21 protein-coding genes are annotated in these 20732 nt (G+C 45.9%); 7 read left to right on the top strand and 14 right to left on the bottom strand.

Going from position 1 to position 20732, the window contains the following annotated elements:
• Nucleotides 1-110 precede the first annotated feature (110 nt).
• Nucleotides 111-524, top strand: a complete 414-nt coding sequence (locus IEW88_RS13595; protein WP_053425741.1) for a C40 family peptidase — start codon at nt 111-113, stop codon at nt 522-524.
• A 72-nt stretch (nt 525-596) separates the two neighbouring features.
• Here the strand turns inward: IEW88_RS13595 and IEW88_RS13590 are convergent, their stop codons facing one another.
• Nucleotides 597-1229: a hypothetical protein gene (locus tag IEW88_RS13590; RefSeq protein WP_147904683.1), complete on the bottom strand. Its 633-nt coding sequence runs from the start codon at nt 1227-1229 to the stop codon at nt 597-599.
• A 225-nt stretch (nt 1230-1454) separates the two neighbouring features.
• Here IEW88_RS13590 and IEW88_RS13585 point away from each other — a divergent pair, with 225 nt between their 5' ends.
• The 3 genes from IEW88_RS13585 to IEW88_RS13575 are packed head-to-tail and all read left to right on the top strand — an operon-like array spanning nt 1455 to nt 3522.
• Nucleotides 1455-2315 carry a glucosaminidase domain-containing protein gene (locus tag IEW88_RS13585; RefSeq protein WP_147904684.1) on the top strand — a complete coding sequence of 287 codons (861 nt, stop codon included), beginning with the start codon at nt 1455-1457 and terminating at the stop codon, nt 2313-2315.
• A gap of 2 nt (nt 2316-2317) precedes the next feature.
• The gene (locus tag IEW88_RS13580) at nt 2318-2965 is read left to right on the top strand and encodes a DUF2987 domain-containing protein (RefSeq protein ID WP_147904685.1); all 648 of its coding nucleotides are present in this window, start codon (nt 2318-2320) and stop codon (nt 2963-2965) included.
• Nucleotides 2966-2970: 5 nt separating this feature from the next.
• On the top strand, nt 2971-3522 hold the full coding sequence (locus IEW88_RS13575; RefSeq protein ID WP_147904686.1) for a DTW domain-containing protein: 552 nt from the start codon (nt 2971-2973) through the stop codon (nt 3520-3522).
• A 52-nt stretch (nt 3523-3574) separates the two neighbouring features.
• Here IEW88_RS13575 and ttcA read toward each other — a convergent pair whose 3' ends face one another.
• The 11 genes from ttcA to ccoN all read right to left on the bottom strand — a co-directional run bounded on the left by ttcA (nt 3575) and on the right by ccoN (nt 13403).
• The gene (gene ttcA / locus IEW88_RS13570) at nt 3575-4498 is read right to left on the bottom strand and encodes a tRNA 2-thiocytidine(32) synthetase TtcA (RefSeq protein ID WP_053425736.1); all 924 of its coding nucleotides are present in this window, start codon (nt 4496-4498) and stop codon (nt 3575-3577) included.
• A 71-nt stretch (nt 4499-4569) separates the two neighbouring features.
• Nucleotides 4570-5502: a universal stress protein UspE gene (uspE, locus tag IEW88_RS13565; protein ID WP_147904687.1), complete on the bottom strand. Its 933-nt coding sequence runs from the start codon at nt 5500-5502 to the stop codon at nt 4570-4572.
• A 97-nt stretch (nt 5503-5599) separates the two neighbouring features.
• Nucleotides 5600-6346: a fumarate/nitrate reduction transcriptional regulator Fnr gene (fnr, locus tag IEW88_RS13560; RefSeq protein WP_260394377.1), complete on the bottom strand. Its 747-nt coding sequence runs from the start codon at nt 6344-6346 to the stop codon at nt 5600-5602.
• 1 nt (nt 6347) lies between these two features.
• On the bottom strand, nt 6348-7034 hold the full coding sequence (locus IEW88_RS13555; protein ID WP_147904689.1) for a sulfite exporter TauE/SafE family protein: 687 nt from the start codon (nt 7032-7034) through the stop codon (nt 6348-6350).
• Entirely contained in the window at nt 7031-7219 is a 189-nt protein-coding gene (ccoS, locus tag IEW88_RS13550; protein ID WP_147904690.1) for a cbb3-type cytochrome oxidase assembly protein CcoS, read from the bottom strand. The genes IEW88_RS13555 and ccoS overlap by 4 nt, the downstream gene beginning before the upstream one ends.
• On the bottom strand, nt 7216-9606 hold the full coding sequence (locus tag IEW88_RS13545; protein ID WP_147904691.1) for a heavy metal translocating P-type ATPase: 2391 nt from the start codon (nt 9604-9606) through the stop codon (nt 7216-7218). Before IEW88_RS13545 ends, ccoS begins: the two co-directional genes overlap by 4 nt.
• Before the next feature lie 2 nt (nt 9607-9608).
• Nucleotides 9609-10094 (bottom strand): FixH family protein, encoded by a 486-nt coding sequence (locus tag IEW88_RS13540; protein ID WP_053425730.1) that lies wholly within the window; start codon nt 10092-10094, stop codon nt 9609-9611.
• A 71-nt stretch (nt 10095-10165) separates the two neighbouring features.
• Nucleotides 10166-11143, bottom strand: coding sequence for a cytochrome-c oxidase, cbb3-type subunit III (ccoP, locus tag IEW88_RS13535; protein WP_053425729.1), 978 nt, complete (start codon nt 11141-11143; stop codon nt 10166-10168).
• Entirely contained in the window at nt 11136-11318 is a 183-nt protein-coding gene (locus IEW88_RS13530) for a cbb3-type cytochrome oxidase subunit 3 (protein ID WP_343897391.1), read from the bottom strand. Before IEW88_RS13530 ends, ccoP begins: the two co-directional genes overlap by 8 nt.
• Before the next feature lie 2 nt (nt 11319-11320).
• Nucleotides 11321-11962 carry a cytochrome-c oxidase, cbb3-type subunit II gene (ccoO, locus tag IEW88_RS13525; RefSeq protein ID WP_053425728.1) on the bottom strand — a complete coding sequence of 214 codons (642 nt, stop codon included), beginning with the start codon at nt 11960-11962 and terminating at the stop codon, nt 11321-11323.
• A gap of 10 nt (nt 11963-11972) precedes the next feature.
• A complete protein-coding gene (ccoN, locus tag IEW88_RS13520) occupies nt 11973-13403 on the bottom strand; it encodes a cytochrome-c oxidase, cbb3-type subunit I (protein WP_147904692.1) in 1431 nt (476 codons plus the stop codon).
• Nucleotides 13404-13693: 290 nt separating this feature from the next.
• Here ccoN and IEW88_RS13515 point away from each other — a divergent pair, with 290 nt between their 5' ends.
• Nucleotides 13694-14098 (top strand): hypothetical protein, encoded by a 405-nt coding sequence (locus tag IEW88_RS13515; protein ID WP_147904693.1) that lies wholly within the window; start codon nt 13694-13696, stop codon nt 14096-14098.
• Here the strand turns inward: IEW88_RS13515 and IEW88_RS13510 are convergent.
• Both IEW88_RS13510 and gap read right to left on the bottom strand, forming a co-directional pair.
• Nucleotides 14077-14937 carry a D-hexose-6-phosphate mutarotase gene (locus tag IEW88_RS13510; RefSeq protein ID WP_147904694.1) on the bottom strand — a complete coding sequence of 287 codons (861 nt, stop codon included), beginning with the start codon at nt 14935-14937 and terminating at the stop codon, nt 14077-14079. The genes IEW88_RS13515 and IEW88_RS13510 overlap by 22 nt on opposite strands.
• Nucleotides 14938-15004: 67 nt before the next feature.
• A complete protein-coding gene (gap, locus tag IEW88_RS13505) occupies nt 15005-16018 on the bottom strand; it encodes a type I glyceraldehyde-3-phosphate dehydrogenase (protein ID WP_147904695.1) in 1014 nt (337 codons plus the stop codon).
• 185 nt (nt 16019-16203) lie between these two features.
• On the opposite strand from gap, the gene malQ reads away from it, so the two are divergent.
• Both malQ and glgB read left to right on the top strand, forming a co-directional pair.
• Nucleotides 16204-18387 carry a 4-alpha-glucanotransferase gene (malQ, locus tag IEW88_RS13500; protein WP_147904696.1) on the top strand — a complete coding sequence of 728 codons (2184 nt, stop codon included), beginning with the start codon at nt 16204-16206 and terminating at the stop codon, nt 18385-18387.
• A gap of 163 nt (nt 18388-18550) precedes the next feature.
• A complete protein-coding gene (gene glgB / locus IEW88_RS13495; protein WP_147904697.1) occupies nt 18551-20728 on the top strand; it encodes a 1,4-alpha-glucan branching protein GlgB in 2178 nt (725 codons plus the stop codon).
• Nucleotides 20729-20732: the final 4 nt, after the last annotated feature.

The following is a 20732-nucleotide window of genomic DNA, read 5'->3' as shown; positions in this document are numbered from 1 at the left end:
ACGTCTCCGTCTATCAATTAATTATAAATATTTTTACTTACACCTTTTTACACGCCTAGACGTCTTTTGCAAGTATGATAAGGAAAAAAAGCCGGAAAATCAGGAGTTTTATGATTAGTCAACGAACTATCCCTGTAGGCGCTGTAGTGTGCTGTGAAATTTTTCAGTTTTTTGAGCATACGGGAATTTATATTGGAGATGGGCAAATAGTGGAACTGGCTGGCTCTGGTTTAGTGCGTTCTTTATCTTTTAACAGGTTTTTAGCGGACAGATCCGGTGCTGAACTGATCTTCGCCACTTCGCCAGCCGGGAACATTATAGGCTCTGAGATAGCCGCAAACCGGGCTATCGAACAGATCTACAGTTATCAGAACTACGACTTGCTAAGAAACAATTGTCACCGCTTTACTTACAGTTGTATCAGCGGTGATTCGTTGCCGTTAACCAGTTTTTTTGATTTAAAGCAGGCGTTAGCTAAGTACTGGCGCTTTACACCAAATTGGCAACATACCCGTCGCAGCTAAAACTTCGGCAACTCAGGGTACGTTGGGTCGATAAGAGGAGATAAAGTGCTTTACCGGATGTTTAGATCCTGGTTATTGGTTATCACGCACTTCAATATCACCCACACCTACATTAGCTTCTAATTCTTTTTTACCTTCGCCATGCAATTGACTAGAGCTGGTGACTAACACTTGATCGCGCTCGTAACGGCCTTTACCGCCTTTGATTGAGGTATCGCCTACACCGGCATCCAGTTTAATGGAATCATACAAGCTGGTGTTGACTGCGACATCTACTTCACCGACGCCCACATATACCTTGATATCCGACGTCAGATCGTCAATTTCAACTGAGCCTACACCTAAGTTTAATGAAATCGCCATATCGGCAGGCATCATCACAGTCCAGCTTTGCTCTACGTCATCGTCATCTTCTAAATCGACTTTTAGTTTTAAGGTCGAACCATCGTCACCTCTGCTGATTTGTGCATCGGATAAATCACTACTACGACCTAGCCAGTCTTCATCAGGATCTAATTCAACCACTAAGCTAATCTCAGAGCCTTTGGCTGCTTTGATATTAATTTCTCCCACCGGAACTTCCAGAACCAGCTTAGTGAAACTCTTAGCATCGATCACTTTTTCTAATACTTTGACATCCTCTGCCATCACAGTTGTTGCAGATAACGCCATAACCAGTGCAGAAACTAAACTCAATTGACGCATGTTATTCTCCTTTTTTCATTGTTATAACAGAGTATGCAGTTTCCTTGCCACTTTAATTTTTGTTTTAAAACAATGGCTTACCTATTTTTGTCAGCGGGTGGCTTATCATTTCGACCATTTTGTGGTCGAAACTACAACCAGATCTGGTTAGAATACGCGCCACTAGGGTCTTGGTGGCACAGGTTATTGTGGCTGGCCGGATAAAAGACGAATTCAGGGTATTGCATGAAAAAAACAGAATTGAGTTTTTGGTTGGTGTTATGGGCTGTGGTGCTCTATGCCGCACTGTACCCTTGGCTTAAGCCTGCTCCTGTTGAAGACATTGCTTCCTTAGCGGATTGGCAAGTCCCATCAAAACTCGAATCATTAGATGCAGCAGATCAACGTAAGTTGTTAAAGCGGCTAGCGTATCCTGTTGCTATGCCAGAGTTATTGCCTGTACCTGACTTTGACCAGTACAAAGATGTGGTCGAGAAGAAAAAAGCATTCTTTGATTACCTGTTGCCTTTTATTGAGCGTGAAAATGCCAGATTGCTGCATATTCGTCAGCAAGTCATCGAAGTGCAGCAAAAACAACAGCAACAGGAGCTGACGGTCGAAGAATACGCTTTTATCTACAGCCTGTACGACGAGTTTAAACTGGACTATCCAGATGTGGACGCACAAGGCTTTCGTTTGCTGTTAAGCCGGGTCGATGCCATACCTGCTGATTTAGTTTTGATTCAGGCTGCGAAAGAATCCGGCTGGGGCAGCAGTCGTTTTGCTTTGGAGGCATACAATTTCTTTGGTCAATGGTGTTTTAAAGCAGGTTGTGGTCTGGTGCCACAAAAGCGCAGTGCAGGGAAATACCATGAAGTTGCAGTATTTCCGCATGTTGCTGCAGCTATCAACAGTTACTTTTATAACCTCAATACTTTTTATGTGTATGAGGAATTACGCCAGCTCAGAGCCAAACGTCGCGCTGAAGGTGAGGTTGCCGGACATCATCTGGTCACAGGTCTGATCCGTTATTCAGAGCGTGGCAAGGATTATGTCGATGAAATCCACACCATGCTCAAAGCCAACACTAAACATATAGACAGCTAATCATGAAACCTTATTTTTTTGCCAGCGTGCTGGTTGCTTTTAGCGCTTCAGCTGTGGCTGATACTGTATTTAATTACGATGGCTTTTATGCCCGGATGAAAAAGAGTGAAAAGGTCGAATTCAGTGATATTACGCTGGCTTTTGTGTTGCAAAAGGCCGGAACCAGTGAGGCCTGTAGCGTAGATAAGGCCTTAATTACCACTGATATTTCTGAAGCGCCTTTAACTATTGCTGGTAATGGCGAGCTGATGCTGCCTTTTGATCTGATGCTAAACGCGCAAAAAGCGCTGATAGTGCTCAAGCAACCTGAGGGGGCCGATGCCTGTGATTTAAACTTTAAGCTACGGAGTAAGATGCCGGTGCCGCAGCAGGCTACTGTGGCTGAGCTGCGTAAGTTACAAGCTCAGTTTGATGCACTTCTGGATTCATTGGCCGGTTGGGGCAAATACTGGTTACCTGAAGTTTCAGGTTTGACTGTGCATTTTGCATCCGAAGTCGTAGCGCAAAGTTCAGATGCAGCCCTGAGTCAGCAGTTGCAGTGTGAGCAAAATCGCTGCCGGATCTTTTTACCAGCCTCTTTATCGGATAAAGCGACAATACAGTTTTCAAAAGTACCGGATCACGCGACGCCTTTACTACAGCAGCCTTAAACTACGTGACCGTATTGGTGCTTTATCTGCTGACCCACAGCAGGGAGTTACAGAAAGATACCAACACCGGTACTTTGGTGTTGCAGGCGCTCTCAGCTTCACTAAAGATCAGGGTTGAGGTGATTGAATGGCAGCGCAAAGCACCAGATCAGCGATTGTTTGATTTATCAGCATCACGGCAACTGGGTTTGATTTATCCATTGTTAGCTGACACACCCCAAGCCTGTTATCTACTGCATCATGGTCAGTATCAGGCTCAAAATCCTGCGGCCCTTGCAGAGCTGGAAACTCGTCAAAGCGAAGCGGTCAAACACTGGGTTTTGTTGGATGCCACCTGGCAGGAAGCGGCTAAAATGCTCAGACAAAGTCCTTATTTGCAGTCTTGTTACCGTCTTGCCATCAAACCTGATACGCCATCCTTATACAAACTACGACGTAATCAAAAAGCAGGAGCCTTGTGCACAGCAGAAGTGGTGATGGAGTTGCTACAGCAAACAGGATTTATTCATGAAAAAGAGCAGCTGATGCTGCTCTTTGATGAATTTAACAAGCGCTGACCCAGTCTGGTATTGGATTGGAATGTGCGCCGGGATGGGGCAAGCCCATCCCCTACGTCAGTTCAACAAACTGAACCGCGGTAGCTGCCGGTTCGTCTTCATCCAACAGCAAACCCACTGGTACTTTTGGCACATCAGGTTTATCAAAGGCCATATCACCTTCGACTGCTAAAGGACTATCTTTACTGATCCCTGCAAAATCAAACAGATTTTTGTCAATCATATGAGAGGGCACAATATTCTGCATGGCCTGGAACATGGTTTCGATACGACCAGGAAAACGTTTATCCCAATCCTGTAGCATTTCTTTCACGACCTGACGCTGCAAACCGTCTTGTGAGCCACATAAGTTACAAGGGATGATCGGGAACTGGCGGGCAACAGAGTATTTTTCAATATCTTTTTCGCGGCAATAAGCCAAAGGACGAATTACAATATGCTCACCGTTGTCGCTGATCAGCTTGGCTGGCATCGACTTCATCTTACCGCCGTAAAACATGTTTAAAAACATAGTTTCAATCATGTCGTCGCGATGATGACCTAAGGCTATTTTAGTGGCGCCCAGCTCTTTTGCTGTGCGATATAAAATGCCACGGCGCAAGCGCGAGCACAATGAGCAAGTTGTTTTGCCCTCAGGGATTTTGTCTTTGACAATAGAGTAGGTGTCTTCGGTGACGATCTGAAAATCCACACCAATACGACTTAAATAACCAGGCAGTACATCTGCAGGAAAACCGGGTTGTTTCTGATCAAGATTCACCGCCACTATGGAAAACTGAATAGGGGCGGATTGTTGTAAGTTCAGCAGAATGTCCAGCAGGGTATAACTATCCTTACCGCCTGACAAACACACCATCACTTTGTCGCCATCTTCAATCATATTAAAGTCGGCAATAGCCTGGCCGACGCCACGACGCAGGCGTTTGTGTAATTTATTCAGATTATATTGCGCTTTGGCTTCTGCTGCATGTGACATAAAACAACGACCCCAGATAAAAATGGCGCGTAGTATAACCAACTACACGCCAGCTTTGTAGCGTAAGGAGCTTATTGTTTTGCTAAAGGGCAGACAAAACCCGCCGGTTTGACCGCCAATACATCACAATCCAACCTGTCTATCACATGCTCAGCTGTATTACCAATGATGGCAGCAGATAAACCGGTGCGGCCTATAGTGCCTATCACCACCATCTCGGCATCCAGTTGTGCGGCTAGTGCAGGGATCACATCTTCAGGCATGCCTTCCTGCACATGAGTTTGAGCTGCAGGCAACTCAAATTCCATAGCCAGCTTTTGTACCGCTTCCAGATGATGAGTTTTCATCGTCTGACTGTATTCCTGCGGATTAAATTCAGGAATTTCAATAGCTATATTGACAGGGGTACCAGGGAAAGCGTTGACCAGTTGTACTTTACTATTGAGTAAAGCGGCGAGCTGTTTGGATTGCTGAATGATACGTTGATTCAGCGAGCTGTGATGGGTCTGTTCACTACCCGCATTGACTGCGGCGAGTATATTGCCATGTGCAGGCCATTCATGATCTTTAACCAGTAAAACAGGGCAAGGGCATTTACGCAAAATATGCCAGTCGGTAGGGGTGAAAATCATCGATTTGAGTACATCGTGATCATGCGTACCTTTAATCACTAAATCGTATTCTTTCTCCAGTACCGCTTGCACTATAGCTTCAAAGGGCCTGTTGTGCCAGACCACCTGAATATCTATCTTCAGACCTTGTTCTTTGTGTTCCGCAATCAGTTCGCTGATCCAAAGTTCTCTGTCGTTGATCACAGCCTGGCGCATAGACTCTCGTTCTTCGCCGGATAACATAGTGGTCATTTCGTAGGAAAAATCGTAAATCGATAGAAAAGCGGTTAGATGGCAATCTTGTAGTTTTGCCAGTTGAACAGCGCGCTTGAGGGCTTTCTGTTCAGCCACCGAAGGGTCCAGCACCACCAGTACTCTCGGATATAAGGTCATATCATGCTCCTGCTAAGCTAAGGCTTACCTTGTAAGTGTAGCCAAGGTAGCGAAGGTAGGCTGATAAGTCCTTGTGCTGGATCAAGGATTGGTTTGATCAGCGCGCTATAGCAGACCCACCAGCCAGTTTACTTAACGCCTCCGGATCGCTGATACAAATCAGCTTACCATCGACCTGTATTAAATCGTCCTTATGGAATCGACCCAATAAACGGCTAATAGTTTCAACGGTCAGGCCTAAATAGTTACCTATTTCGCCACGCGTCATACTTAGACGGAACTCTTTTTTCGAAAAACCGCGATTCGCAAAGCGTTGGGCCAGGTTGGTCAGAAAGGCAGCGAGTTTTTCTTCCGCGTTCTTCCGGTTTAACAACAGCAACATTTGTTGATCACCGCTGATATCCTGACTCATCAGGCGCATCATTTGTTGGCGTAATTTGGGTAATTGTCCCATCAGCTGATCCATCTGACTGTAGGGAATTTCGCAAACCATAGCCGTCTCCAATGCCTGAGCAAAACTTGGATGTTGCTGCTCGCCTATCGCATCGAAACCTATCACATCACCAGGTAAATGAAAGCCTGTGATTTGCTCTTCACCGGATTCAGTTAAGGTAAAAGTCTTAAAAGACCCACTGCGTACCGCATACAAAGAGTGCAGGTGAGTACCAGCTTCAATTAAAAAGTCACCTTTGTGCAGAGGCTTTTTGCGTTCGATAATATCGTCAAGCGTATCCAGTTCGGCATTATTTAACGTAAAAGGCAGGCAGAGCTGGCTAAAACCACAGTGTTGGCAACTTAAATTTGAACCGGACATAACAGTATTCCTTTGTAACGACTTTCCCAGCTTAGAAAACTCGCGGCGCTATTGCAATAGCTATAGTATAAAGTGCATACAAAGCCAGTAATAGAGCAGCACTGACCCGAACCCACTGTTTATTTTTAAATCGACTCAGGCTCTGAGCGAAACGCCCGACCGCCAGCATAGCAGGCAAGGTACCCATACCAAAAGCAAACATCAATACCGCACCTTGTAAAGCGCTGCCACTGGCCAGACTCCAGCCTAAACTGCTGTACACCAGACCACAAGGTAAAAAGCCCCAGCTCAGACCGTAAGCCACGGCTTTTGCGCTGCTATCGAGCGGCAATAAGGATTTTGCGATAGGTTGGATCTGACGCCACACCAGTGCCCCCAGTTTTTCAAGCAGCGTCAGAGCGAACCACAAACGGGCAACATAAAGAGCCATTAGCAGCAGTAATACACCAGCCAACAGCTTTAGCCAGAACAAACTAATGCCAAGTTTTACCAGCACAGCCGCGCCAAATGCGCCTGTAAGCGCGCCCAGAAAGCTGTAAGTTGTTAAACGGCCCAGACTTAACATCAGTTGTAGCTTCAGCTGCTGCAAAAATGTTAGCTGAGGCATAGAGAGTTGTAATGCGCTGGCTATACCACCGCACATCACCAGACAATGACTGCTGCCTAAAAAACCTATACTCAGGGCTGCCAGCAGGTTAAAGACAAGTTCCTGACTCATTGCGGCGGTTGTTTATCCGTATCTGTTTCACTCTTGATAGTTTTCTTTTCATCGTCAAACAAAATACTCATACCTTCTTTGTTTAAATCATCAAACTGGCGGCTGCGCACTGCCCAGAAAAAGATGGCAAGGCCAATACAAACAAAAAGTATGGCAATGGGGATCAGCACATAAATAATACTCATGCTTTAAGTAACCTCAGTGAGTTTGATACCACCAGAATAGAGCTGAACGACATACCGATCACGGCGATGTAAGGGGAGACAAACCCCATCACCGCCAGAGGAATAATGACCAGATTATAGCCTACAGCCCACCACAGATTTTGTTTGACGATACGCTGCGCTAATACTGCACCTTCGATCAGCTCTTGTAGTGAATTCAGATTGTTATGCAGCAATACCACATCAGCCTGATTTTTCGACAAATCTGTGCCTGAATCCAGAGCTACAGAGACATGAGCGGCGTGAAAACAAGGACTGTCATTAATGCCATCTCCTAACATGAGCACCTTATCGCCTTGCGCCACAGCCTGACGGATATGCTCAACTTTTTGCTCCGGGCTGCACCCTTTAAATACCCGATCAAATTGCAATTGCTGTTGAACATTCTCGACCTGAGCGGAAGAATCTCCTGTTAGCATGGATAAGTGTAATCCGCGTTGTTTTAACGTCTGAATCAATGCTGGTACTTCAGGACGTACCGCGTCTGATAGCTCAACAGAAAACACCAGGTGCTGATTAATGCTGCAGCATACTGCTGCAGCGGTTTCAGCTTGTGCACCACAAAATGCAGCGCTGCCCACTTTGACTTCTAAACTCTCTCCATGCTCCCGGACCCAAACTGCGGATAGGCCTGACCCAACATGAACTTGTACTTGTTCCACTTTAATTTTTGAATCCAGATAGCTTTCAAATGCATGAGCTATAGGGTGTTCTGAATACGCTTCAATACGGGCAATCAGAGCTAGCAGCGTATCCGGGGTGTATGCCTGGTCATGTAATTGAGTGCGCTGAATACTAAAACGCCCTTGTGTCAGACTGCCTGTCTTATCGAGGAAGACAGAATCGAGTTGTGGCAATATTTCCAGCACTTGCTGATTTTTGATCAGTATGCCTTTGCGGTTAAGACGTGCCAAAGCGCAAGTGATAGCTGTGGGAGTGGCTAAAGTTAAAGCACAAGGGCAGGTCGCGACCAATACAGATAACGTCACCCAAAACGCTCTGTCTTTGTCCAGCCAGAAATACCAGACCAAAAAGGTTCCTAAAGCGATAATCAACAAGCGCTGAATAAAAAAACGTGCCAGTTGAGTGGTTTTTTCTACTATCTGTGGCTTTTGATTCAGCGTCTGCTGTTGCAGTTCGATGATCTGGCCTAAACGTGAATGGGCGAGGGGCTGATGCACAGTGATCTTCATCACTCCATCGTGGTTAATACTGCCAGCCATGACGGCATCACCCGCTGCTTTGTTCACCGCTTTGTATTCGCCGGTGAGCATAGATTCGTCCACCGAGCTTTCGCCAGACAACACCACACCATCTGCCGCTATAGTTTCACCGGCCTGTACCAGTATCACTTGGCCAGCTTCCAGACGACGTGCTGAGGTAGGAACCAGTTCATCACCTTGCACCAGCCGTGCGGATACCGGCATGATTTTTAATAAGTTCCCTGTGGCTGCACGAGCCTGAGCTCTGGCGCGGAATTCAAAAAACTTACCCAGCTGCAGTAAAAACACAAACATACAGACGGATTCAAAATAGACTTCGCCAGTGTCAAACACAGTAGCGTAGGCAGAAGCGAGGAAGGTATAGAACACGGCTAGAGTGACAGGCACATCCATATTCAGCTCACGGCCTTTCACCGCTCGCCATGCACTTAAAGTAAAAGGTTTAGCACTATAAAACACGACCGGAGTGGTCAGGAACAAACTGATCCAGCGTAAATAGCCTTCAAATTCAGGATCAATGCCGGTGTAATCACCAAAATACAGGCCAAAAGCCAGCATCATCACCTGCATACTCATAAAACCGGACACAGCCAGACGTTTTAAAAACCGTCGTAATTCCGCTTGCTGCACCGCTTCTTCCTGATCGGCCATAAATGGTGAGGCCTGATATCCTAACTTATTGATAATATTAAGTAGCTCACTGAGTTTGAGTCGTTGTATATCCCAACTTATCACACAGCGTGCTGTACTAGAGTTGACACTGACGTTATGAATAGCCGGATTTTTTTGCAGTTGTTTTTCAATCAACCAGGCGCAGGCGGCACAGCTGATACCGCTAATAGACAATTCAATCTGGGTCAGATTGTCTTTATGCTGAGTCAGATCAGACAACACTTCGGTGCTGTCATAACTCACCAGTTGTAACTGATCCGGCACCAATTGAGCTTTGCTGGCAGGGGCAGTACGAAATTTATAATAATCGCCAAGCCCTTGATCGATGATAGTTTCAGCGACTGCCAAGCAACCTGGGCAACAAAATAGTCGCTGTTGTTGCTCTATAACAAGGCTAAAGTTCGACCCAGCCGGTATGGCTTCATTGCAGTGAAAACAACCCGTATACGACACTGTTAATATCCCAGTTTAAATTCACCTTGTTGTGGCAGCATAGCGCTTGCCCGCAGTTTCCAATCCTTGTGCTCATCTGAGACGACCAGATTCCATTTGCCTTCCAGTGTTTTAGGCAAGGTTCCGACATAAAGATTTTCACCACTGCGCTCTGCAGTAATGACAAAGTCTTTAGCCGCTATCGTATTGTGGAAAAACTCCAACTGAAGGTGTTGCCCCAGCGTTTTGTTTTGCTCAAACCGAACTATGACCTGATTGGCTGCAATCAAGGTGCTGGCATGCAAATTCCGTAATTCTGCTTCACGGTATTTGGCTAAATTCATGTTGATGGCCCGGCCTTCTTTATAGTAATCATCGATCACCAGATCCGGATTATTTTGCTGCATGATGTAAATGGTATGGCCGCCTTTGATAAAGGAGACGATGGGGAAGGCGATCAATAACCAGGGCCACAGCTGTTTGTACCAGGGTTTTGTATCATGCAACATCAGGTATTCCTCTTTCAGATAGCAATAAGCCCCACAAAGCGGGGCTTATTGTAATGCATTCACAGCAAAGATTACTTAGAACTTTCTTCCGGACGAGATAAACGGTAGACATAAGCAGAGATAATATGGATTTTGTCTTCTCCTAAAATCTCTTTGAATGCTGGCATCTGACCATTACGGCCTTTATTCAGCGTTTCTTCTACCGCGCCGTGTGAACCACCGTATAACCAGGTGTTATCCGTCAGGTTAGGTGCGCCAAATGGCAGGTTATGGGCTAAGCTGCCCTTACCATCTGCACCGTGACAAGCAGCACACATGCCAAACTTCGCTTTACCAGCAGCTGCATCTTTGTCATTCACCTTACGACCTGACAAACTCAATACATAAGCAGTCATTTCTTTGACGCCTTGTTCACCCAGAGCATCACCCCAAGCTGGCATAGCGGCTTTACGGCCATACAGCAGGGTTTCTTTGATTTTGTCCGGCGTACCGCCATATAACCAGTCATCATCTGTCAGGTTAGGAAAACCACGCTGACCACGAGCATCTGAACCGTGGCATTGAGAGCAGTTCTGCAGGAATAAACGCTGACCTACTTTTAATGCGTCCGGATCGTAAGCTAAGTCCAGAATATCGCGGCTGGTGTACTTAGCAAACTCTTTGGCATAAGTTTCATTGGCCGCATCATATTCACGGTCCAATTGCACGTTTTTGCCGTCCAGTTTGTTTTGTTCTACCGCAGCTTTGGATTCAGCCAGGTTTTTAATACCCTGATTTGAACTGGTCCAGTTTAAAAAACCTTTGTAGTTACCTAAGCCAGGGTAGGCGGCAAAGTAATACACCGACCAAACAATGGTGGCGTAGAACATGTAAGTCCACCATTTTGGCAGAGGATTGTTAATTTCTTCAATGCCGTCAAACTCGTGACCAGTGGATTCGCCTTCTTTCACTCCAACATGGTTTTTTAAATTCCAGGTTAAAATGACGGCGCAAAATACGATACACGCTATTGTTAAGACACTGATCCAAGTGCTCCAAAAGCTACTCATGATCCGACTCCTGTTTCTGTTGTTGTTTTGGTTTTTGGTCGTCTGCGAAAGGCAAATTTGCCTGTTCTTCAAAGTCTGGCTTGCGTTTTAACACAAAAAGCCAGACTACAAGACCAATAAAACCTACAAACACTAGCACGGTGAAAATACTGTGTAGGGTTGCAATATCCATCATAATTACTTCAGCGCTGTGCCAAGGGATTGCAGGTATGCAATTAACGCCTGCATCTCTGTTTTTCCTTTGACAGACTCTGTCGCTGCCGCGATTTCTTCAGCTGAATACATCAGACCGTCTTCATCGTTCGGCGACATTTTGCCTTTAGTTAACTTGTTAAAGATTTCCATCTTTTTCGGAGTTAACTCACCATCCAGCGTATTGGTCGCCAGCCAGGGAAAACCCGGCATATTCGACTGAGGCACAACGTCACGTGGATTGATTAAATGCGCATAATGCCAGTCATCACTATAACGACCGCCTACACGGGCTAAATCAGGACCAGTACGTTTTGAACCCCATAAAAATGGATGTTCCCATACACTTTCACCGGCAACAGAGTAGTGACCGTAGCGTTCCACTTCATGACGGAACGGGCGGATCATCTGGCTATGACAGTTGACACAACCTTCACGGATGTAAATGTCACGACCTTCAAGTTGCAGCGCTGTGTAAGGTTTTAAACCGTCCACAGGTTCGGTGGTTTCTTTTAAAAACAGCAGAGGAGTGATTTCAACCAGTGTACCAAAACTGATTGCCAGCACTGTGCCTATGGCTAACCAGCCTGCACTTTTCTCAAAAAATTCATGATAGTTCTTAGACACAATAAGCTCCTTACGCTGCTTCAGCTACTGGTTCCAGAGCACCATCTTTCGCTCTGATAGTTTTCACAACGTTATACGCCATGACCAGCATACCTGTGACGACAAAACAGCCACCGATAAAACGCATCAGGTAGAACGGGTAAGAGGCTTCCAAGCTTTGTACAAAGCTGTAGGTCAGAGTACCGTCGGTATTGACCGCACGCCACATCATGCCTTGCATAATGCCGCTGATCCACATAGCAACAATGTACAGAACCACGCCAATAGTGTGTAACCAGAAGTGGGTGTTAATCAGCTTGATGCTGTACATCCGGCCTTGGTTATAGATGTTCGGGATCAGGTGGTAGATAGCGCCGATAGACACCATAGCAACCCAACCTAAAGCACCAGAGTGAACATGACCTACTGTCCAGTCTGTGTAGTGCGATAAAGCGTTTACTGACTTGATTGCCATCATCGGGCCTTCGAAAGTCGACATGCCGTAGAAGGACAGAGATACAATCAGGAAACGTAAGATAGGGTCAGTTTTCAGTTTATGCCAGGCACCAGATAACGTCATGATACCGTTGATCATGCCACCCCAGCTTGGAACGAACAGGATGACTGACATCACCATACCAACGGACTGAGTCCAGTCTGGCAGGGCAGTGTAGTGTAAGTGGTGAGAACCAGCCCAAATGTATAATGCGATCAGAGCCCAAAAGTGCACTACAGATAAACGGTAGGAATACACAGGACGACCAGCTTGTTTTGGTACGAAGTAATACATCATACCCAGGAAGCCTGCTGTTAATAAGAAACCTACTGCGTTGTGGCCGTACCACCATTGCACCATTGCATCCACTGCACCAGCGTACACTGAATAAGACTTGGTGAAGGATACAGGCACAGCCATGCTGTTGACTATGTGTAAGGCTGCAACGGTGATAATAAAGCCGCCGTAGAACCAGTTCGCCACATAAATATGGCTGGTATTACGTTTGACTAGGGTGCCAAAAAACACCACAGCATACGAAACCCAAACCACAGCAATCAGAATGTCAATTGGCCATTCCAGCTCTGCATATTCTTTACTACTGTTACCTATACCCATAGGTAAGGTAATCACGGCAGCGATAATGACTGCTTGCCAGCCAATAAAAGTAAACATCGCAAGCTTTTCTGCAAAAAGCCTGACCTGGCAGGTACGCTGCACCACATAATACGATGTGGCAAACAGGGCACTTGTACCAAATGCGAAGATTACTGCGTTAGTGTGAAGAGGACGAAGACGACTGTAAGTAAACCATGCCGTGTCGAAATTAAGTGCGGGCCAATACAGTTGCGCCGCAAGTAATACACCCAACCCCATACCGACAATACCCCACATAACTGTGGTGACGGCAAAAAGGCGGACAACGGTATAGTTGTAGTCAACATTTAACGATTTGGTCTGGCTCATGTTGAGTTCCGCTGCAGTTTATTGCTAGTGATTAAAAATTCACCCTAAGGTGACCCTTCTTATTGTTGGTTAACAGTGTAGCAGCCTTCAGAACAAGCAAAGCAACTAAACTCCTAACCATTTTGGGGCGAAATAATACGAGTTTTGCCTTTAAAAAGATAGGCGAAACAGCCGTTTTTATGATGTAGAACAATACTGCTGGTCGCAAAATAACCAATTGCAGCAATGTTTTGCGTTTCATCGCAACAAGAAGTTAGACTTATTGCTCTTTATTTACGGAAAATAATCAGATGAGATTGCTGTTTCTGGCTTTTTATTTAGTCTGTCTTAGTGGTTGCTCAGATCAAAAGGCAGAACCTCAGACCTCAGTGTTGCAACTGCATCAGGATACACGATTCACTGTCAGTTTAGCCCCTGCCGATGCGCCAGTTGAAGAGATTCTGCACTGGACTGTTGAGTTATCTGATGGCTGGCAAATCAAACAGGCAGAAGTCACAGGATTGTCGATGACTATGGGCACTATTCCCTTATTGTTCAAAACTGTTGAGGGGAAAGCGAGAGTGTACCAGGCCGAAATGGTATTGGGGGTTTGCAGTCAGCCTCGGATGAAGTGGCAATTACAGCTTCAGCTGCTTCATGCCACAGAAGGGGAAAAGTTGTTGTTGCTGCCTTTTTATTCCAGCTGGCCTAAATAGCGGATTTGTTGTACCAGGTGCAGAGGAGCTGAAGTGGTCAGGCTCAGACGCGCAGTTTCGACACAAACAAAATCCAGATACCCATCATCAGGCAAATCTTTTAACGCCGCTGCTTTTTCTATCCATGGATTCCAGAGCACACTGGCATCATGACCTTGCTGAGCAATTTGCACAGCATTTTTTGCTTGTTCTAACGTCAGCTCATCCGCTGTATCCAGATAAACCCTGTCGACTTCTGCTGTAAACTTCAGTTCAGGGTGTTGTTGGTCAAAGCGCTCGCCGGCTTTCACTTTATCCAGATAAGCGCCTGCCAAAGTGCTGACGGAAACCTGATGCACAGAATCCACGGTAAAATAGCTATGCAATGCAGCTTGCTGTAAGCCCTGATCTGAGTTTAGCGTCAGGATTAACGCTGCTTCGGTTAACTGTAGGGTCAAACTTAGGTAAGAAGGCGCGTTAGTATAAGGCAACTCTTTGGTTGCTATACGAAATTCAATACGGACTTCGGTTTCTGTGACGGATTGTTGTATCACCTGCCAGAATTCAGTCCGCACCACACCATGATTGGGCAACTTCTGAGCTTTAGGGTTGAACTCTGCCGCAGCAGGGCCAAACCAGGGCCAACACACAGGTACACCTCCACGAATAGGAGTATTATTTTGCCAGACAGCTTCAGGCGACAGATAGATCAGTTCCACCTCTGCCTCTGGCTTATACGAGAGCAAATGAGCACCATAACTACTGATCACCGCTGTGGCCTGACCACATTGGAGTACATAACAAGGTAGGTCTGTCAGGTGGGCGAAACCAGATTGTTCAGTAATGCTGTTATTGCTCATTGGATTATCTCAAACGCTAAAGAAAGAAAAGGCGGCTAAAAAGCCGCCCCTGTATAGTCTCAATACCTTACTTTGAAAATTTCATCATCTCAACAGTGTTGTCCAGCATTCTGTTGCTGAAACCCCACTCGTTGTCATACCAGGCCATGACTTTGACTAAACGACCATTTACACGGGTTTCGCTGGCGTCAAAAATAGAGGACATTGGATTGTGATTAAAGTCGACAGACACCAATGGTAAATCGTTGACAGCTAATACCTGATTCATCGGACTCTGAGCTGCAGCTTTACGGATAATATCGTTGACTTCTTCAACTGTGGTGTTACGACCGGCAATAAAAGATAAATCCACTAACGACACGTTCAGGGTTGGCACTCGTACCGCTAAACCGTCAAATTTACCTTTCAGCTCTGGTACGACTAAACCTACGGCAGCAGCTGCGCCAGTTTGTGTTGGGATCATTGACATAGCAGCTGCACGGGCACGACGCACGTCAGTGTGGTATACATCACTTAAACGCTGATCGTTGGTGTACGCATGAATAGTCGTCATTAAACCAGATTCAATGCCTAACGCATCGTTTAATGGTTTAGCGATAGGAGATAAACAGTTGGTGGTGCATGAGGCGTTTGAGATGATGGTCATATCTTTAGTAATGACATCGTGGTTCACACCGTACACTACTGTTGCATCCACATCTTTCGCCGGAGCAGAAATAATGACTTTTTTAGCGCCTGCGCTTAAGTGAGCTCCTGCAGTCTGACGGTTGGTGAACAGACCTGTACATTCCAGCACCACGTCAATATTTAATTCTGCCCACGGCAGATTCGCCGGGCTACGTTCACTTAAAGTCAAAATTTCGTCTTTGTTAACGAAAATAGCTTTGTCTGAGTGCTCAACGTCAGCGAAGAAAATGCCATGCGCTGTATCGTATTTAAGCAAATGAGCGTTAATAGCAGCATCGCCTAAATCGTTGATGGCTACAACTTTGATGTCGTAATTCTTTTTGGATTCATATAAAGCGCGTAAAACGTTGCGGCCAATGCGACCAAAACCATTAATTGCTACACGAATTGTCATAACCTATCCCCAGACTGTAATTTAATTCTGTAATAAAATTACATTTTTTGTCATTCTTTTCAAGTACAAAAAAGTTATGCATTCGTATTTTGTTAATCCGGGTCTTGAATCTGGAGTAGACTGTGGTAGTTAATTTTTCCTAACCATTTACTTTTCCGAGCAAAAAACAGGTCGCTGGAGCCTTTATGGACAAACAATTACTTTCTGATCTGATTGCCTTTACCGGCATAGAAACACAATTTACTGACGCCTGGGGCAATCAATCAGAAGTCGCAGAGAAAAACTTACTCACTTTGCTGGCAGCTCAGGGCTTTGCCGTAGATAACGATGCACTGGCTCGTGAGCAGCTTCTGGAGCGTCAGCAAGATCATTGGGAGCAGTTACTGGATCCTGTTTCTGTGCAAAAAGCCGGGCACGATATCCAAATCGAACTGAAGTTACCTATCGCTTTAGCCAATACGCCTTTAGAGCTGGTGTTGACCACAGAACAAGGCAAAACACATACTTTTACAGTGACAGCAACTGATGATGCTGATTTAAATCAGGTGATGGTATTTGACGGCGAAGAATATCAGCAATATCAATGGACTTTACCTGTTTTGCTTGACCAGGGTTATCATAGTTTAAGCCTGACTCTGGGTGAGCTGGATTTTGTACAATCGCTGATCATTACGCCGTCTGCGTGCTTCCAGCCAGCAGAATTTAAAAAACAAAAACAATGGGGTGTATCTGTCCAATTGTATTGTGTACGCTCTGATCAAAACTGGGGGATAGGTGACTTTGCAGACTTACGTTTCCTGCTTGGTCATTTAGCTAAACAAGGCGCTGATTTTGTTGGGTTAAATCCTATCCATGCGCTGTATCCAGCCATGCCGGAATCTGCGAGTCCTTACAGTCCATCGTCCCGTCGCTGGTTAAATATCATTTATGTGGCTGCGCCACAAATGCCTGGTTTTGATCAATGCAAGCAGGTAAAACAGCTGGTCAATGCGCCAGGATTTCAGCAACAGTTGGACGCTGCGCGCGCTGCACAATGGGTCGATTATAGCGCTGTAACCCGTCTGAAACTGCCTGTATTCAAAGCGTTGTATCAATGGTTTATCGAACACCAGTCTGAACACGCTGAACTGGCTGCGGCTTTTTCTGTATTTAAACAACAATCTGGTGAAAGTTTATTACAACTGGCGCTTTATGATGCAATTCACGCGCATTTGATTCAAAAAGATAGTCATGCCTGGGGATGGCCAGTATGGCCAGAAGCTTGGCAAAGACCAGACAGCGATGAAGTATTGGCTTTTGCCAAAGCCCATGCAGATGAACTGGATTTTTATTGTTACCTGCAATTTATCGCCCGAGAGCAGTTGGCTCAGGCACAAGCTTTTGCCAAAGAACAGGGTATGTTATTAGGTTTGTACCGTGACCTGGCTGTTGGCGTCAGTGAAGCTTCAACCGAAATCTGGGGGAATCCTGATCTATACTGCCGCGATGCCAGTGTTGGTGCGCCGCCGGATATTTTAGGACCCAAAGGCCAGAACTGGGGCTTACCTCCGATGTTGCCTTATCAGATGTTTCAGCAAGCCTACCGTCCTATGATCGATTTGTTCCGTGCCAATATGCAAAACTCTGGTGCGCTGCGTATTGACCACGTGATGGCTTTATTACGCTTATGGTGGGTGCCGAAAGGCGCTGAAAGTGCTGGTGATGGCGCTTACATCTATTATCCTATTCAGGATTTGTTAGGTATTTTGGCTCTTGAATCGCAGCGTCATCAGGTGGTCGTGATAGGGGAAGATTTGGGCACTGTGCCGGATGGTATTCGCGAAATACTGGCTGAATATGGTATGTACTCTTATCGGGTATTTTTCTTCGAAAAAGCTGAAGATGGTGGTTACGTGTCTCCGGCCCATTATCCGGTGCAGGCGATGGCGACCTTAACCACTCATGATATGCCTACTTTAATTGGCTATTGGCACTGTGGTGACTTGCATTTAGGTAAAGAAGTAGGGCTGTACCGCGATGATCAGCTGCCGGGTCTTTTTGAATCCCGTCACAAAGATAAGCAAAAAATTCTTGATTCATTGCATGGTCACCAGATGTTAGCTCCTCATTTTGACCATAATGTCGATCACGTTGGCATGAGCACTGAATTGAGTTATGCGATTCAGCGCCATGTGGCTAAAGGCTCCAGCCAGTTGTTGTGTTTACAATTGGAAGATTGGATGGAAATGACGCAACCTGTCAATATTCCGGGCACCAGCGATGAATATCCGAACTGGCGCCGCAAACTAACGATGACGCTCGAGCAACTATCAGAGCAACAGAATGTCAATCAGTTGCTGCAAGAGCTAACTCGTTTGCGCCGCAATTAACTGACTCAAACGATGTAAATGAAATTGAATTTTTGAGGCCATAAATAAATTAAAGTTATGGCTTCAAATAATTCGGCCATAAAACTGCCAAAACCGCATGGCAGTTTTAATCTAATTTGTTATCTTAGAAATTAAGACGGTAAAAAAATCAAAAGGATAGTTCATGTCCGTAACTCAGTTAGCCTCTGCCAGTTGTTCTTCTCCATTTTCTGTATTGTCTTGGCAAAAAGGGACAACCAAAGGCTTTATGATCCGGGCTTATTTGCCGGATGCCGCAAAGGTTGAAGTTTTTGATCTTGCGACCCGCAAGTCTTTAGGGCAGATGGTTGCTCAGTCTGTGTTACACGGTTTATTTGAGCTTGAATTGCCAACTAAACGCAAAACCAGTCCTTATTACTTTCAGATTGAAACACCGCATCACCATAGCTACGAGCTGGTCGACCCTTATCAGTTTGAAGAAGAGGCTTACTACGCCGTACACTTTGTCAACAGTAAGCCAGAGAATTTGTATAAACAGCTAGGTGCTCAGTTGGTCGAATTGAAACTGGGTAAAAAGACACTCAAAGCGACCCGTTTTGCAGTGTTTGCTCCCAATGCATCCAGTGTGAGTTTGATAGGTGATATGAATCAATGGGATGGCAGGCGTCATCCTATGCAGCGCACCGAATGTGGTCATTGGGTGTTGCTGGTTCCTGAAGTTGGAGCCGGTGTTCGGTATAAATTTGAAATCAAAGACAGCTTTGGTAATTTGCTACCGCACAAGGCCGATCCGCTGGCTTTTGCTGCCGAACAGTACCCCTCACACGCATCGCTGGTGTTCGACCACTCACAGTACAAATGGCAGGATCAGAAGTGGCAAGAGCGCACTGTTGATCCTTATCACGAAGCTATGAGCATCTACGAGTTGCACCCGGGCTCGTGGAAGCATAATCAGCATGGTGAACCTTTAACCTACACTGAGCTTGCACTTGAGCTTATTCCTTATGTGCTGGACATGGGCTACACCCATATCGAGTTATTACCGGTAATGGAGCATCCATACTCTGGCTCCTGGGGTTATCAGCCACTTGGTTTGTTTGCCGCGACTTCACGTTTTGGCACCCCTGATCAGTTCAAGGCCTTTGTCGATGCCTGTCATCAGGCCGGACTTGGAGTGATTTTAGACTGGGTTCCGGCGCATTTTCCGGAAGACGCGCATGGACTGGCCCGCTTTGATGGCAGCCATTTGTATGAATACGAAGATCCTCGCCGTGGTTGGCATCCGGATTGGAACTCCTGCATTTACGATTATGGTAAAGACCCGGTTCGTCAGTTTTTAGTGGCCAGTGCATTGTTCTGGCTGGATTACTTCCACATTGACGCCTTGCGAGTCGACGCCGTAGCTTCGATGCTGTATCTGGATTACTCACGTCGGGACGGCGAGTGGGTGCCAAATGTTGATGGTGGTAATCACAATTACGAAGCCATCAGTCTGTTACGCTGGCTCAACACTGAAGTGTATCGGCAGTATCCGAAGGCCATGATGATAGCTGAAGAGTCCACTTCTTTTGATGGCGTCACCCGGCCGGTAGATTTAGGTGGTTTAGGCTTTGGCTTTAAATGGAATATGGGCTGGATGAATGACACCCTGCGTTACATTAAAAAAGACCCCGCCTATCGGAAGTTCCACCATAACGATTTAACCTTTTCTATGGTGTACGCGTACAACGAGAACTTTATCCTGCCGTTATCTCACGACGAAGTGGTGCATGGCAAAGGCAGTATTATCAATAAGATGCCTGGAGATGAGTGGCAACAAGCTGCGAATTTACGCGCTTATTATGCATTTATGTTTGCCCATCCGGGTAAAAAGCTGAATTTTATGGGCAATGAATTTGGTCAGGGCACTGAGTGGGATCATAACCAGCAATTGCCATGGTATTTATTATCTTTTGATAAACACAGGGGTGTACAACAGCTGTTCCGTGACTTAAACCTGACCTACAAAGCTTGCCCCCCATTGCATCAGTTGGACCATGAGGCGGCTGGTTTTCGCTGGATTAATTATCAGGATGCTGAACACAGTACCTTGAGTTTTTATCGTTTGGACAAACACGCCAATGCGGTGTACGTGGTCAGTAACTTTACGCCTGTTCCTCGCAGCGGCTTCCGTTTATCCGTAGCTGAGCCAGGCGAATACGAAGTGATCCTCAATACGGACAGCGAATACTATTGGGGCAGTAATTACCCTGTCGGAGAGTATTTACCGGCCTTTGCAGCTGCGGCCTTCGGGTTAAACTACATGGTGCAGTTGGATTTGCCTCCTTTATCGACCCTGTATTTGAGAAGAAAAATATCGTGAGCAG

The organism is Rheinheimera tangshanensis (assembly GCF_014645135.1).
In the GTDB taxonomy this organism is placed as follows: domain Bacteria; phylum Pseudomonadota; class Gammaproteobacteria; order Enterobacterales; family Alteromonadaceae; genus Pararheinheimera; species Pararheinheimera tangshanensis.
This window is presented reverse-complemented; position numbering and strand designations above follow the sequence as displayed.

Excerpts from the sequence above, each read along its gene's own strand:
- gap (WP_147904695.1), bottom strand. The coding sequence starts at position 16,018 with ATGACAATTCGTGTAGCAATTAATGGTTTTGGTCGCATTGGCCGCAAC.
- IEW88_RS13590 (WP_147904683.1), bottom strand. The coding sequence starts at position 1,229 with ATGCGTCAATTGAGTTTAGTTTCTGCACTGGTTATGGCGTTATCTGCA.
- ttcA (WP_053425736.1), bottom strand. The coding sequence starts at position 4,498 with ATGTCACATGCAGCAGAAGCCAAAGCGCAATATAATCTGAATAAATTA.
- IEW88_RS13555 (WP_147904689.1), bottom strand. The coding sequence starts at position 7,034 with ATGAGTCAGGAACTTGTCTTTAACCTGCTGGCAGCCCTGAGTATAGGT.
- ccoN (WP_147904692.1), bottom strand. The coding sequence starts at position 13,403 with ATGAGCCAGACCAAATCGTTAAATGTTGACTACAACTATACCGTTGTC.
- malQ (WP_147904696.1), top strand. The coding sequence starts at position 16,204 with ATGGACAAACAATTACTTTCTGATCTGATTGCCTTTACCGGCATAGAA.
- IEW88_RS13515 (WP_147904693.1), top strand. The coding sequence starts at position 13,694 with ATGAGATTGCTGTTTCTGGCTTTTTATTTAGTCTGTCTTAGTGGTTGC.
- IEW88_RS13540 (WP_053425730.1), bottom strand. The coding sequence starts at position 10,094 with ATGTTGCATGATACAAAACCCTGGTACAAACAGCTGTGGCCCTGGTTA.
- IEW88_RS13595 (WP_053425741.1), top strand. The coding sequence starts at position 111 with ATGATTAGTCAACGAACTATCCCTGTAGGCGCTGTAGTGTGCTGTGAA.
- glgB (WP_147904697.1), top strand. The coding sequence starts at position 18,551 with ATGTCCGTAACTCAGTTAGCCTCTGCCAGTTGTTCTTCTCCATTTTCT.
- IEW88_RS13510 (WP_147904694.1), bottom strand. The coding sequence starts at position 14,937 with ATGAGCAATAACAGCATTACTGAACAATCTGGTTTCGCCCACCTGACA.
- IEW88_RS13580 (WP_147904685.1), top strand. The coding sequence starts at position 2,318 with ATGAAACCTTATTTTTTTGCCAGCGTGCTGGTTGCTTTTAGCGCTTCA.
- IEW88_RS13585 (WP_147904684.1), top strand. The coding sequence starts at position 1,455 with ATGAAAAAAACAGAATTGAGTTTTTGGTTGGTGTTATGGGCTGTGGTG.
- IEW88_RS13530 (WP_343897391.1), bottom strand. The coding sequence starts at position 11,318 with ATGATGGATATTGCAACCCTACACAGTATTTTCACCGTGCTAGTGTTT.
- uspE (WP_147904687.1), bottom strand. The coding sequence starts at position 5,502 with ATGACCTTATATCCGAGAGTACTGGTGGTGCTGGACCCTTCGGTGGCT.
- ccoS (WP_147904690.1), bottom strand. The coding sequence starts at position 7,219 with ATGAGTATTATTTATGTGCTGATCCCCATTGCCATACTTTTTGTTTGT.
- ccoP (WP_053425729.1), bottom strand. The coding sequence starts at position 11,143 with ATGAGTAGCTTTTGGAGCACTTGGATCAGTGTCTTAACAATAGCGTGT.